We start from the raw sequence: 13,840 nt of genomic DNA, 5'->3' as shown, positions 1-13,840 counted from the left end.
CTCCGGCTACAACCGCGCGCGGGTCGCTTCCAGCAGGTTGACCACGGACGTATCGGCGACCGTGGCCACCTCGTCGTAGCCGAACCAGCGCAGGTCCAGGGACTCGTCGCTGATCGCCTCGACCGCGCCGGCCGGGGCGAGCGCCGCGTACTGGACGTCCAGGTGCCAGTGACAGGGTGCCGGGATCGGATGCCGGTCGAGGCGGACCGGGCCGCCCGCGAGCAGGGTGAGACCGGCGACGCCGGACTCCTCCTCGGCCTCGCGCAGCGCGGCGGCCGCCACCGTGGTGTCGCCCGGCTCGCAGTGGCCGCCCATCTGGAGCCACATGTTCAGCTTCTTGTGCAGCGTGAGCAGCACCCGGCCCTGCTCCGGGTCGATGACCAGGGCGCTGGCCGTGAGGTGGCCCGCCTCGCAGGCCTTCCACATGCCGTCGGGGTGCGCGGACAGATGGTCCAGGTAGGCCTGGCGCAGCTCGGGCTGGCCCTCGTACGCCTTCAGTACGAGGACCGCGTCGTCATGCAGGCTCACTTGTCGGAATCGCCCTTGCCGTCGTCGGAGCCGTCGGTCTTCTCGTCGGCCTCGGCGCCCTTGTCCTTCTTCAGGGAAGGGCCGTTCTGCTCGGCGGCCTCGCCCAGCATCTTGTCGAGCTCCGAGAAGTCGAGGTGCTCGCGGTGCACGAAGCCGTCCGGGTCGTCCAGGTCGGAGGCGGTCGGCAGCATGTCCGGGTGCTCCCACAGGTCGTCCCGGCCGTCCACACCGCGCGCGTCGGTGAGCGAGGCCCACAGGCGCGAGGCGTCGCGCAGCCGGCGCGGCCGCAGCTCCAGGCCGATCAGCGTGGCGAAGGTCTGCTCGGCGGGGCCGCCGGTCGCCCGGCGTCGGCGCAGCATCTCGCGCAGCGCGTCCGCCGAGGTCAGCCGGGGCTTGGCGGCGGCGTGGACCACCGCGTCCACCCAGCCCTCGACCAGCGCGAGGGCCGTCTCCAGACGGGCCAGGGCGGCCTTCTGCTCGGGGGTGTCCTCGGGCTGGAACATGCCCTGCTGAAGGGCCTCCTGCAACTGCTCCGGGTTCGACACGTCGAGCTGGCCGACGGCGTCCTCCAGCTTCGCGGTGTCGACCTTGATGCCGCGCGCATAGCCCTCGACCGCGCCGAACAGATGCGAGCGCAGCCACGGCACATGGGCGAAGAGCCGCTGGTGGGCGGCCTCGCGCAGGGCCAGGTAGAGCCGGATCTCGTCCTTGGGGACGCCCAGGTCCTTGCCGAACGCCTCGATGTTCAGCGGCAGCAGCGCGGCCTTGCCGGCCGGGCCGAGCGGCAGCCCGATGTCGGTCGAGCCGACGACCTCGCCCGCGAGCGTGCCGACGGCCTGCCCGATCTGCTGGCCGAACATGGCGCCGCCCATGGAGCGCATCATGCCGATCAGCGGGCCCGCCATGGCCTGCATCTCCTCGGGAAGGACGCCGCCCATGGCCGCGCCGACGCGCTCGGCGACCGGGTCGACCAGCTCCTTCCAGGCGGGCTGGGTGGCCTCGACCCACTCCGCGCGGCTCCACGCCACGGCGGTGGTGGAGCCCGAGGGCAGCGACGTCGCGTCGTCCAGCCACAGGTCGGCGAGGCGTACCGCCTCTTCGACGGCGGCGCGCTCGGCGGGGCCCACGCTCTCGTCCTTGGTGCCGTCCGCGGTGCCCTGGGCGACCGTCTGGCGGGCGATCTGCTTGGCCATGTCCCAGTTCACGGGACCGCCCTCGTAGCTGAGCATCTGGCCGAGCTGCTGGAAGGCTGCGCCCAGATCGTTCGGGTTCATCGAACCGAACATCGCGGCGAACGGGTTGTCCCCGCCGCCCGCGCCCGGGAAGCCGAAGGGGATGCCGCCCTGGCCACCGGCACCCTGACCACCTCCGGCAGGGTCCTTCTTCTTGCCGTCGCCGTTGTCCGGCTCCTCCGGCGGAAGGCCGAATCCGAATGGGGTGTCACTCACGGGTTTCCTCGGCTCGTCAGGCCGCCGGCTACTGCCGGCGGCGGCTTCCCCACAACAAGACCAGCGTAGACATCCGAACCGGATAAGGGCTCGGTGCTCCGCAGCCTCGCGGCCTGCGGCAGGATGGACGCCACCTGGTACGTACGCGTCATTAACGTACGTACTGAAGACAACCGCTGGAGACGCCCGGTGAGTTCCCCAGATCCACAGGTTCGCGCAGCGCGAAACCTCTCAACCTCAACATCGCGCGGTCCCGTCGTCGCCGTGACCGGTGCCGCGTCCGGGATCGGCGCCCTGCTGACCTCGCGGCTCGCCGCGTCCGACGAGGTCAAGCAGGTCGTCGCCATCGACGAGCGCCGAGGGGACGTCTCCGAGGCGACCTGGCACATCCTGGACGTACGGGACCCGGCGATCGCCGAGAAGCTGCGGGGCGCCGACGTCGTCGTGCACCTGGCGCTCGACCTCGACCTGGAGACCGACTCGGCGGCCCGCACCGCCTACAACGTGCGCGGCACCCAGACCGTGCTGACCGCCGCGGCCGCGGCCGGCGTCCACCGGGTCGTCCTGTGCACCTCGGCGATGGTCTACGGGGCGCTGCCCGACAACGACATCCCGCTCTCCGAGGACGCAGAGCTGCGGGCCACCGCCGAGGCGACCGGCGTCGGCGACCTGCTGGAGATCGAACGCCTGGGGCGGCGCGCACCCCGCGCCCACCCCGGGCTCAACGTCACGGTGGTGAGGCCCGCCGTCCTGGTGGGCGGCACCGACACCGCGCTCACCCGGTACTTCGAGTCGCCGCGCCTCCTGGTCGTCGCCGGATCCCGCCCGACCTGGCAGTTCTGCCATGTCGACGACCTGTGCAGCGCGCTGGAGTACGCGGCCCTGGAGAAGGTCGACGGAGAGTTCGCGGTCGGCTGCGACGGGTGGCTGGAGCAGGAGGAGGTCGAGGAGCTCAGCGGCATCCGCCGCATGGAGCTGCCCTCGGCGGTCGCCCTGGGCGCGGCCGCCAGGCTGCACCGGATCGGCCTCACCCCGTCGCCCGCCGGAGATCTCGCGTACACGATGCACCCGTGGGTCGTGAGCGTCGGGCGCCTGCACGAAGCGGGCTGGCGGCCGCGCTGGACCAACGAGGAGGTGCTCGCCGAGCTCCTCGAAGAGGTCGCCGGTCGGCACACGGTCGCCGGCCGCAGGCTCGGCCGCAAGGACGCCACCGCCGCGGGTGCCGCGGGCGCCACGGTCGCGCTCCTCGGCGCGGCCGCGGTGGTGCGCAGGGCCCGCAAGCGCCGGGGGCTGTAGGACCCTCCTATCCAGGCGCACGGCACCCGGTCGAAAGAGCTATTCCGGGATGTCGGTGCCGTACGGCACGATGGGAACATGGCACGCACGTACCCCGACCACCCCGGTGAGCAGGCGGCGCAGGACCCGATCCGGCTGCTCGCGATCCGCGACACCCCGATCTCCGTCGACGAGGTCTTCGCGGCTTCGGGCGACTTCGCGGCGGGCGGCACCACGCTCTTCGTCGGCACCGTGCGCAACCACGACGGCGGCTCGGACGTCGACACGCTCGGGTATTCCTGCCACCCCAGCGCCGAGGCGGAGATGCGCCGGGTGGCCGAGAAGGTCGTCGCCGACTATCCGGTCCGCGCGCTGGCCGCCGTCCACCGTGTGGGCGATCTGGCCGTCGGTGATATCGCGGTCGTCGTCGCGGTCTCCTGCCCGCACCGCGGGGAGGCCTTCGAGGCCTGTCGCAAGCTGATCGACGACCTCAAGCACGAGGTTCCGATCTGGAAGCACCAGAAGTTCTCGGACGGCACAGAGGAATGGGTCGGCGCGTAGCGCCGTCGTTGAGGGGCGGCGGTCGGGTGACGGGTGGGCGGGTCGGGGCCTGCTGAAGGGCTCCCGCCGCCTGCTGACGCGGTCTCCTCGTCTGAAACCCTGTGGGGTGCCTTGCGCCCCGATTTGCGTAACCGCACCCCTGGCGTGAGCGTTGGACTGGCAGATGACTAATCTGCTGATCTGTCAGTTGCGGTCGCTCATTGGGGACGGGAGGTCGGAATGGCTGCACTCCTGTGGCTGCTGATTCCGCTTTTCGCTGCTGTCGGCGCGGCGATATGGGCGAGCTGGGCAGCCCGTGATCGCACGTCCGGCGATGTTGCCGAACTCGCCGGGTACAGCCGGTTCCGTGAAGCGATGGCGAAATCGCACTCCGGAACCGACGCCGTCTGAGCGTTCCCGACCGGCGCGAGGCGCCGTAGTTTCGTACGCGATCGCCAACGGCCCCCGTACGGACCGGCCCCAGGGGTGGGCGCACAGATCGGTCCCGTACTGTCGTTCCATGCCACGCCGCACCGCGACGATGCTCGCCTCCACCCTCGTGCTGATCGCGCTGCTCTGCGCCGGGGTGCTCATCAAAGTGCCGTACTCCGAGATGTCTCCCGGGCCCACCGTGAACACGCTCGGCGACTCCGGCGGCGAGCCGGTGCTGCAGATCTCCGGCCACAAGACCTACCCGACGACCGGTCACCTCAACATGACGACGGTCAGGGTCACCGGTGCGGACTACCGGATGAACATCTTCGAGGCCGTCTACGGCTGGCTGGCGCACGACAGCGTGGTCGTCCCGCACGACACGCTCTACCCGGACGGCAAGACCGACGAGCAGTCCAACCAGGAGAACGCCGAGGAGTTCAGCCAGTCCCAGGAGAGCGCCAAGGTGGCGGCCCTGAACGAGCTGTCCATCCCGGTCAAGAGCTGGGTCATCGTCTCCTCGGTGGTCAAGGGCAGCCCGGCCGAGGGCAAGCTGCACGCCGGTGACGCCATCAAGGCCGTCGACGGCGCCCCGGTCACCAAGCCGGCCGACGTCGCGACCCTCGTCACCAAGCACAAGCCCGGCCAGAACGTGGTCTTCACGATCATCCCCGCCAAGGAGGCGGCGGCCGCCAAGAAGGCGGGCAAGGCGCCCGAGGGCGGCGAGAAGATCACCATCACCACCGAGAAGGCGTCGGACGGCGACCGTGCCATCGTCGGCATCCAGGCCGGGACCGACCACGCCTTCCCGTTCACCGTCGACATCAAGCTCGCCGACGTCGGCGGGCCCAGCGCGGGGCTCATGTTCTCGCTCGGCATCGTCGACAAGCTGACGCCCGAGGATCTGACCGGCGGAAAGTTCGTCGCCGGCACCGGAACGATCGACGACACCGGCAAGGTCGGCCCGATCGGCGGCATCGAAATGAAGCTGATCGGCGCGCGCCAGGCGGGCGCCCGCTACTTCCTGACGCCCAAGGACAACTGCCAGGCCGCCGCCTCCGACATCCCCTCGGGCCTCACGCTCGTGAAGGTCGACACCATCCACGACGCCCGGCAGTCCCTGGACAAGATCCGCGCGGGGGACACGGCCGGACTGCCGAGCTGCTCGGCCAAGTGACGCCGACCGCGCCCCGTACCGCTGCTAGGCGAAGGTCGCGGCCAGCGCCTCGGCGAGGCCCGGCACCAGGTCGGGGCCGGTCAGGACCTCCGTAGGAGAGTCCTTCTCGCGGAGCCGGATGGCGGACTCGCGGGCGCCTCCGCGCAGCACCGCCACCGTCATCCGGACCTCCTGACGGTCCGGGTGCGTGGCCACCCACTTGGCGAGCTCCTTGTCGCCGAGGCCCTCCGGCACGGAGGTCTCGGCGGACGGCGGGAGCATCAGGCGCTCCACCGTGAGCGCGCAGCCGGCCACCGAGTCGGGCCAGGCGATGGTGCCGAGGAACTTGTCCAGCGGCTTGTTCCGCGGGATCTCCTCCTGCTCGATCGGGGTCAGTCCGGAGACCTGGGCGTCGTCGGCGGTGGAGACCAGGCCCGGCGCCTGGGCACGGAGCTTCGCGGTGTCGACGAGTGCGAAAAGGCGGGCCGGCTTGTCCCAGCCCAGACCGGATGCGTACTCGTCGATTTCGAGCACCGCGCGGGTGAGCGGGCTCGCGGCCATCGGAGGGCCGGAGGGGGAAACGTTGGACATGAACAACATCCTGCCCTCTTTCACCCCTCAACCGGGAACTGAGTAAAGCCTCAGTAAGTTGCATGAGTGGGCCCTACGATCGCGGGGCCCGCCCATACGACAGCGAACTTCGAGGTGCGCACCTTGGCTTTCCAGATGCCGGACCGCGGCTCAGGCCCGTCCGGGCCACGGATCAGAGTCGGCCGGCCGTCCCGCCGGGTCCGGACCCTGCTCATGACACTGGGCATCCTGGCCGTGCTTGCCATGGCCTTCGTCATGTTCGCGGGGTTCTGGACCGACTGGCTCTGGTACCGCTCGGTCCACTACTCGTCGGTCTTCACCACCCAGCTGTGGACCAAGATCGGACTCTTCTGCGTCTTCGGGCTGCTGATGGCGGTGGCCGTCGGCCTGAACATCTGGCTGGCGCACCGGCTGCGGCCGCCGCTCAGCGCGATGTCCCTGGAGCAGCAGAGCCTCGACCGCTACCGGATGGGCATCGCCCCGTACAAGAAGTGGATGCTGCTCGGGATCACCGCGCTGGTCGGCCTCATCGCCGGCGCCTCCGCCTCCGGTCAGTGGCGCACCTGGCTGATGTGGGTCAACGGGGTGCCGTTCGGCCAGAAGGACCCGCAGTTCCATCTGGACGTGTCGTTCTACGCCTTCGACCTGCCCTGGTACCGCTTCATGCTCGGCTTCGGCTTCGCCGCCGCCGTCCTGTCGCTCATCGCCGCCGCTCTGACGCACTACCTGTACGGCGGCCTGCGCATCACCAGCCCCGGCGCGCGCGCCACGGGAGCGGCCACCGGGCACCTTTCGGTGCTGCTCGGCGTCTTCGTGGTCCTCAAGGCCGTGGCGTACTGGCTGGACCGGTACGGGCTCGCGGTCAAGTCCAGTGACTTCAAGGCGACCAACAACTGGACGGGCCTTCGGTACGTCGACGCCAACGCCTACCTCCCGGCGAAGACCATCCTGTTCTGCATCGCGGTCATCTGCGCCGTGCTGTTCTTCGCGACCCTGTGGCGCCGCACCTGGCAGCTGCCCGTCATCGGCTTCGGCCTGATGGTGCTCTCGGCGATCCTGATCGGCGGGCTCTACCCGGCGATCGTGCAGAAGTTCCAGGTCCAGCCCAACGAGCAGGCCAAGGAAGCGCCGTACATCCAGAAGAACATCGACGCCACCCGCAAGGCGTACGGCATCGACAACGCGGATGTGCAGGACTACAAGGGCACCACCGACGCCAAGGACAACCCGAAGCTGCGCTCGGCGGCCGACACGGCGGCCAGCTACCGGATCATCGACCCCAACGTCGTCTCACCCGCCTTCCAGCAGCTCCAGCAGGAGCGCAAGTACTACCAGTTCCCCTCGACCCTGGACGTGGACCGCTACACGGACAAGGACGGCAAGGAGCAGGACACCGTCATCGGGTTGCGCGAGCTCAACCTCAAGGGCATCGACAAGCGCAACTGGATCAACGACCACTTCACCTACACCCACGGCTTCGGCGCGATCGCGGCCAAGGGCACCAGCGTGGACGTCAACGGCGCGCCCGACTTCACCGAGTCCGGGCTGCCCACCAGCGGCCAGCTCGCCTCCGGCTACGAGCAGCGCATCTACTACGGCGAGAAGACCGACCAGTACTCGATCGTCGGCGGGCCCCAGAAGGAGCTCGACTACGAGAGCGAGGGCAAGGGCCAGGTCACGACGAGCTTCGAGGGCAAGGGCGGGGTGAGCCTGTCCAACCCGTTCAACCGGGCCGCGTACGCCGTCACCTTCAGCGAGCCGCAGATCCTGTACTCGGGAGCCATCGGCAAGGGCTCGAAGATCCTCTACAACCGCACCCCCAAGGAGCGCGTCGAGGCGGTCGCCCCCTGGCTGACCATCGACGGCGACGCCTACCCGGCGGTCGTCGGCAAGCGCATCCAGTGGGTCGTCGACGCGTACACGACGACCAACGGCTACCCCTACGCCTCGCGCACCACGCTCGGCGAGACGACCACCGACTCGCTGACCGACAACCAGCGCGCGGTGATGGCCCAGCAGAACCAGGTCAACTACATCCGCAACTCGGTGAAGGCGACCGTCGACGCGTACGACGGCACGGTCACGCTGTACCAGTGGGACGACAAGGACCCGGTCCTCAAGACCTGGATGAAGGCGTTCCCCGGCACGGTGAAGGCCAAGTCCCAGATCCCCGAGGACCTCAAGGCGCACCTGCGCTACCCGCAGGACATGTTCAAGGTCCAGCGCGAGCTGCTCACCCGCTACCACGTCACCAACCCCGCGCAGTTCTACAGCGGCAGTGACGCCTGGCAGGTGCCGGACGACCCGACCAACAAGGACAACAGCGCGGTTCCGCCGTACTACCTGTCCATGAAGATGCCGGGCGCCGAGGCCGAGGGGAAGAAGTTCTCGCTGACCACGACGTTCACGCCCAACGGCCGGCCCAACCTGGGCGGGTTCATGGCGGTCGACGCCGATGCCGCGAGCAAGGACTACGGCAAGATCAGACTGCTCCGGGTCACCGACAACGTGCAGGGCCCGCAGCAGGTGCAGAGCAAGCTGAACGGCCTGCCCGAAGTCGCCGAGTTCGTACGGAACCTGAGAGGCACCGACTCCGAGATCGACTACGGCAATCTGCTGACCGTGCCGCTCGGCGGGGGCTTCCTCTACATCGAGCCGGTGTACGCACGCGGTGGCAGCGCCAACTACCCGCTCCTGAAGAAGGTCGGCGTCTCCTACGGCGACAAGACCGTCTTCAAGGACAACCTGGCGGACGCGCTCAGCGCGGTCTTCGGCGCCGACGGGGCCACCCCGCCGACCACGACGACACCGCCGACCACGCCACCCACCACCACACCGCCGGCCTCCGGCAACGCGACGGTGGACCAGGCCATCAAGGACGCGCAGAAGGCGTACGACGACGGCCAGAAGGCGCTCGCCAAGGGTGACTGGAAGGCCTACGGCGACGCCCAGAAGGCGCTTCAGAACGCCCTGCAGCAGGCGGCCGACGCGGAGGCGAAGGCGACCGGGCCGAAGAGCTGACCCGGCCGGACCGGAGCCGACCCGGACAGACCTGGTCGGCTTCGGTCCGCGCTGGTCCGCACTGGTCAGGGGGGTACCCCGCACCGTGGTAGCGTTGTGTTCACCGACGCGGGGTGGAGCAGCTCGGTAGCTCGCTGGGCTCATAACCCAGAGGTCGCAGGTTCAAATCCTGTCCCCGCTACTCACTGACGAGGGCCCGGATCCTTTCAAGGATCCGGGCCCTCGTTGTGTGTGCGCCGGGGCCCGCCGAGCTTGTCCGATTACCGGTGGCCGGAACCTTCCGGTGTGAAAACTGGTCTTCCCGGGGGGAGTTGGGTACAACGGGTTTGGCTTGTCTCTCTGTGGGCATGTCGACAAAACGCTGAAGTGACCTCACTGGCTGCGGTATACCAGGTGTACGCGGGTTGCGGGTGGTGCGACGATGGTATTTATGGGGGACAGGGCAACTCTGTTGGAGACAGGGCGGTTTGTGCAGACACGCTCCGATGAGGATGCTGACACCGCTGACGCCGAGACCGAGGCGCGGCACCGGCGTGCCGCCGACGGCGGCGACGCCGAGTCGATGAGCGTGCTCGGCTCCCTGTTGCTGCGCCGCGGCGACCTCGACAGCGCCGAGCCCTATCTGCGCGGCGCCACCGCCGAGGGCGACCGGGCCGCCGCCAACAACCTGGGTGTCCTGCTCCACCAGCGCGGCTACGCGGACGAGGCGGCCGGCTGGTGGCGCATCGCCGCCGTCGCCGGATCCGCCGCCGCCGCGCACGCGCTCGGCCGGCACTACCGCGAGCGCGGCGACGAGCCCGCCGCCGAGTACTGGCTGCGCCAGTCCGCCGAACAGGGCCACGCGCTGGGCGCGTACGCGCTCGCCGACCTCCTGGAGCACCGCAGCGACGTCGGCGCCGAGCGCTGGCTGCGTGCCGCAGCCGAACAGGGGCACCGCGAGGCCGCCTACCGTCTTGCCCGCCTCCTCGACGGGCGTGGTGACGGCGAGGCCGCCGGTGAGGGCCCCGGTGACATCGCTGTCGACCAGGCGCCAGAAGGTGAAGGGGCGGCCGACGAGGCCGAGCCCTGGTACCGGCAGGCCGCCGCCCGCGGCCACCGCCGGGCCGCCCTGCACCTCGGCGCGATCCTGGAGAAGCGCGGCGAACTCAAGGAGGCCGGCCGCTGGTACCTGACGTCCGCCAAGGACGGCGAGGCCAAGGCCGCCTGCGCGCTCGGCTTCCTGCTGCGCGACGCGGGCGACGAGGAGAGCGCCGCCGTGTGGTGGCTGCGCGCCGCCCAGGACGGCGACGGCAACGCGGCCAACGCCCTCGGCGCGCTGCACGCGGCGCGGGGCGAGCAGCAGACCGCTGAGCGCTGGTACCGCGAGGCGATGGGCGCCGGGGACGTGAACGGGGCGTACAACCTCGGGCTGCTCTGCGCCGCCCAGAACCGCACCGCCCAGGCCGAGCAGTGGTACCGCCGAGCCGCCTACTCCGGACACCGCGAGGCGGCCAACGCGCTCGCCATCCTGCTGCTCCAGGCCGGGGACGCGACCGGCGCCGAGCCCTGGTTCTCCAAGGCCGCCGAGGCCGGCAGCGTGGACGCCGCCTTCAACCTCGGCATCCTCTTCGCCGGCCGCGACGAAGACCGTACGGCCCTGAAGTGGTACGAGCGGGCCGCCGCGGCCGGGCACACCGACGCGGCCCTCCAGGTCGGCATCGCGCTGCTGCGGGACGGCGAGGAGCAGGCCGCCGAGCGTCATCTGCGGTGCGCGGCGGGCGGCGGCAGCGCCGAGGCCGCCTTCCGCCTCGCCACCCTCCTCGACGCGCGTCAGCCCCCGCCGGGCCCGCCCGCGCTCGGCGAGCCGATGGCGGAGAAGACCGAGTGCGAGGAGTGGTACGAGCGGGCCGCGCAGCAGGGCCACCGCCGCGCCCAGGTCCGGGTCGGCATGCTGGCCGCGGCCCGGGGCGACCTGGTGGCGGCCGCGCGCTGGTACGGGGAGGCGGCCGAGGCGGGCAGCCGCAACGGCGCCTTCAACCTCGGGCTGCTGCTCGCCCGTGAGGGCCGCGAGCGCGAGGCCGCGCTGTGGTGGACCCGTGCCGCCCACGCCGGACACGGCCGGGCCGCGCTGCGCCTCGCTCTGCTCGCCGCCCGCCACGGCGAGCTGGCCGAGGGACAGCGCTGGTGCGCGAAGGCGGTCGAGCTGGGCCCGGCGGAGGTCGCCGAGCGGGCCGCCCGGCTGCGCGAGGCACTCCACCAGGAGCTCACGGCCTAGGGCCTGTCCGGCGGATCTTGTCTGGGACGCGGGGGCCTGGCACGCCCATCTGCGGCGTTGTCGTCAATCTCCCCCAAGCTCTCGGCTTCGCTCGAGCAGGGAGGGACCCCCACCGCTCCGCGTCGCCTCAATCCTCCGCCTTGCAGCTGCACGCACCAGGCCCCCGCTCGCCAGCATGGAAGAGCTGAGCCGCATCGCGGGCGACCAGATCCGCCGGGCAGACCCTAGCGACCCCGGGCGTTTCCGCAGGCCTGGAACAGATTTGCGCTGGTCGGGGTCGTCCCGTAAGGTTGTGTTCACCGACGCGGGGTGGAGCAGCTCGGTAGCTCGCTGGGCTCATAACCCAGAGGTCGCAGGTTCAAATCCTGTCCCCGCTACTTGGAGGCTGAGGCCCGAATCCTTTGGGGGATTCGGGCCTCAGTCGTTTTCTGAGCCCTTGTAGACAGAAGTGAAGCCCTCCGGCCAAGTAGTGGCCGGAGGGCTTCTTTGTGTTCCGGGGTGCCGGATCAGGCCGCCGCGCAGTTCGGGCACGTGCCGCGGTAGGTGACCTCGACGGCCGCGATCGTGAAGCCGAAGCGCTCGGTGTCGGGGAGGTCGGCCAGCGGGTTGCCCTGCGGGTGGACGTCACGGATCGCGCCGCACTGGGCGCAGACCAGGTGCTGGTGCGGCCGGTGCGCGTTCGGGTCGTAGCGCTTGGCGCGGCGGTCCGTGGAGACCTCCAGGATCTCGCCGAGCGTCACCAGCTCGCCCAGGGTGTTGTACACCGTCGCCCGGGAGATCTCGGGCAGCCGTTCCACCGCGCGTGCGTGCACTTCGTCCGCCGTCAGGTGGACGTGGTCGCCGTCGAGGACCTCGGCCACGACGCGCCGCTGCGCGGTCATGCGCCAGCCGCGGCCGCGCAGTCGCTCCAACAGGTCACTCATAAGAACCAGCCTAACAGGGGAAGGGGCCCAGTTCCGAACAGGTGTGGCTTTGGAACCTTGCTTGACTTAGACAATGTCCATTGTAGGATCGGGTCAGGCAGACGCCAAGGGACAGGACTTGCAGGACATGACGCAGGAGGCGCACGTGACACAGGGACCGCTCACCACGGAGGCCGGCGCACCGGTGGCCGACAACCAGAACAGCGCGACCGCGGGCGCGGGCGGTCCGGTCCTGGTCCAGGACCAGTCGCTCCTGGAGAAGCTCGCCCACTTCAACCGCGAGCGCATCCCGGAGCGCATCGTCCACGCGCGGGGTGCGGGCGCGTACGGCACCTTCACGCTCACCCGTGACGTCTCGCAGTGGACGCGTGCCAAGTTCCTCTCCGAGGTCGGCAAGCAGACCGAGACCTTCCTGCGCTTCTCCACCGTGGCCGGCAACCTCGGCTCCGCCGACGCCGTCCGCGACCCCCGCGGCTTCGCGCTGAAGTTCTACACGGAGGAGGGGAACTACGACCTGGTCGGGAACAACACGCCCGTCTTCTTCATCAAGGACGCCATCAAGTTCCCCGACTTCATCCACACCCAGAAGCGCGACCCGTACACGGGCAGCCAGGAAGCCGACAACGTCTGGGACTTCTGGGGCCTGAGCCCCGAGAGCACCCATCAGGTGACGTGGCTCTTCGGTGACCGCGGCATCCCGGCGACTCTGCGCCACATGAACGGCTACGGCTCGCACACGTTCCAGTGGAACAACGAGGCCGGCGAGGTCTTCTGGGTCAAGTACCACTTCAAGACCGACCAGGGGATCAAGAACCTCACCCAGGACGAGGCCAACAAGCTCGCCGGTGAGGACCCGGACAGCCACCAGCGCGACCTGCGCGAGGCCATCGAGCGCGGTGACTTCCCGTCCTGGACCGTGCAGGTGCAGATCATGCCGGACGCGGACGCGGCGACCTACCGCTTCAACCCGTTCGACCTCACCAAGGTGTGGCCGCACGAGGACTACCCGCCGATCGAGATCGGCAAGCTGGAGCTCAACCGCAACCCGGAGAACATCTTCGCCGAGGTCGAGCAGTCCATCTTCAGCCCCGCGCACTTCGTGCCGGGCATCGGTCCCTCGCCGGACAAGATGCTCCAGGGCCGCCTGTTCGCGTACGGCGACGCGCACCGCTACCGCGTCGGCATCAACGCCGACCACCTGCCGGTGAACCGCCCGCACGCCACCGAGGCGCGCACCAACTCCCGTGACGGCTACCTGTACGACGGCCGCCACAAGGGCGCGAAGAACTACGAGCCCAACAGCTTCGGCGGCCCCTTCCAGGCCGACCGCCCGCTGTGGCAGGGCAGCCCGGTGGCCGGTGTCACCGGCAGCACCGAGGCGCCCTCCCACGCCGAGGACAACGACTTCGTGCAGGCCGGAAACCTCTACCGGCTGTACTCGGAGGACGAGAAGGCCCGGCTGATCGACAACCTGGCGGGCTTCATCGCCAAGGTTTCGCGCGACGACATCGCAGAGCGTGCGATCAACAACTTCCGCCAGGCGGACGGTGACTTCGGCAAGCGGCTCGAAGCCGCGGTCCAGGCCCTTCGCGGCTGATTCGGGCCCGCGGGCCGAAGATGAACAGAAGGCCGGATTCCCCGCGGGGAGTCCGGCCTTCTGGCGTTCCGGGGC

11 protein-coding genes and 2 tRNA genes are annotated in these 13,840 nt (G+C 70.1%); 9 read left to right on the top strand and 4 right to left on the bottom strand.

From position 1 onward, the window contains the following. Positions 1-6: 6 nt before the first annotated feature. Both OHA17_RS13750 and OHA17_RS13745 read right to left on the bottom strand, forming a co-directional pair. Positions 7-528: an NUDIX hydrolase gene (locus OHA17_RS13750; protein ID WP_398876261.1), complete on the bottom strand. Its 522-nt coding sequence runs from the start codon at positions 526-528 to the stop codon at positions 7-9. Then, entirely contained in the window at positions 525-1,976 is a 1,452-nt protein-coding gene (locus OHA17_RS13745; RefSeq protein ID WP_398876260.1) for a zinc-dependent metalloprotease, read from the bottom strand. Before OHA17_RS13745 ends, OHA17_RS13750 begins: the two co-directional genes overlap by 4 nt. Before the next feature lie 189 nt (positions 1,977-2,165). On the opposite strand from OHA17_RS13745, the gene OHA17_RS13740 reads away from it, so the two are divergent. The 4 genes from OHA17_RS13740 (at position 2,166) to OHA17_RS13725 (ending at position 5,400) form a co-directional block, all read left to right on the top strand. Then, a complete protein-coding gene (locus OHA17_RS13740) occupies positions 2,166-3,272 on the top strand; it encodes an SDR family oxidoreductase (RefSeq protein ID WP_053729888.1) in 1,107 nt (368 codons plus the stop codon). Positions 3,273-3,350: 78 nt separating this feature from the next. Continuing rightward, positions 3,351-3,812 carry a molybdenum cofactor biosynthesis protein MoaE gene (locus OHA17_RS13735; RefSeq protein WP_406506906.1) on the top strand — a complete coding sequence of 154 codons (462 nt, stop codon included), beginning with the start codon at positions 3,351-3,353 and terminating at the stop codon, positions 3,810-3,812. A 219-nt stretch (positions 3,813-4,031) separates the two neighbouring features. After that, entirely contained in the window at positions 4,032-4,202 is a 171-nt protein-coding gene (locus tag OHA17_RS13730) for a hypothetical protein (protein WP_199827102.1), read from the top strand. A gap of 109 nt (positions 4,203-4,311) precedes the next feature. Next, the gene (locus OHA17_RS13725; protein ID WP_398876258.1) at positions 4,312-5,400 is read left to right on the top strand and encodes a PDZ domain-containing protein; all 1,089 of its coding nucleotides are present in this window, start codon (positions 4,312-4,314) and stop codon (positions 5,398-5,400) included. Positions 5,401-5,424: 24 nt separating this feature from the next. Here OHA17_RS13725 and OHA17_RS13720 read toward each other — a convergent pair whose 3' ends face one another. After that, positions 5,425-5,970 (bottom strand): PPA1309 family protein, encoded by a 546-nt coding sequence (locus OHA17_RS13720; RefSeq protein ID WP_053730037.1) that lies wholly within the window; start codon positions 5,968-5,970, stop codon positions 5,425-5,427. Positions 5,971-6,105: 135 nt separating this feature from the next. On the opposite strand from OHA17_RS13720, the gene OHA17_RS13715 reads away from it, so the two are divergent. From OHA17_RS13715 to OHA17_RS13700, 4 genes are all read left to right on the top strand, one after another. Next, the gene (locus OHA17_RS13715) at positions 6,106-8,991 is read left to right on the top strand and encodes a UPF0182 family protein (protein WP_398876564.1); all 2,886 of its coding nucleotides are present in this window, start codon (positions 6,106-6,108) and stop codon (positions 8,989-8,991) included. A 107-nt stretch (positions 8,992-9,098) separates the two neighbouring features. After that, positions 9,099-9,172: transfer RNA gene (locus OHA17_RS13710), tRNA-Met, on the top strand. A gap of 240 nt (positions 9,173-9,412) precedes the next feature. Continuing rightward, positions 9,413-11,245: a tetratricopeptide repeat protein gene (locus tag OHA17_RS13705; RefSeq protein ID WP_053729884.1), complete on the top strand. Its 1,833-nt coding sequence runs from the start codon at positions 9,413-9,415 to the stop codon at positions 11,243-11,245. Positions 11,246-11,548: 303 nt separating this feature from the next. Continuing rightward, a tRNA-Met gene (locus OHA17_RS13700) sits at positions 11,549-11,622 on the top strand. A 129-nt stretch (positions 11,623-11,751) separates the two neighbouring features. On the opposite strand, the gene OHA17_RS13695 is transcribed toward OHA17_RS13700, so the two are convergent. After that, entirely contained in the window at positions 11,752-12,168 is a 417-nt protein-coding gene (locus OHA17_RS13695) for a Fur family transcriptional regulator (RefSeq protein ID WP_053729883.1), read from the bottom strand. Between the two features lie 127 nt (positions 12,169-12,295). Between OHA17_RS13695 and OHA17_RS13690 the strand changes: the two genes are divergently transcribed. Next, complete coding sequence (locus OHA17_RS13690; protein WP_406506905.1) at positions 12,296-13,765, top strand: catalase; 1,470 nt, start codon at positions 12,296-12,298, stop codon at positions 13,763-13,765. Positions 13,766-13,840 lie beyond the last annotated feature (75 nt).

The organism is Streptomyces sp. NBC_00212, assembly GCF_045206365.1.
Taxonomy (GTDB): domain Bacteria; phylum Actinomycetota; class Actinomycetes; order Streptomycetales; family Streptomycetaceae; genus Streptomyces.
Note: the sequence above shows the minus strand (reverse complement) of the source record. Positions and strands in the feature narration are given on the sequence as shown.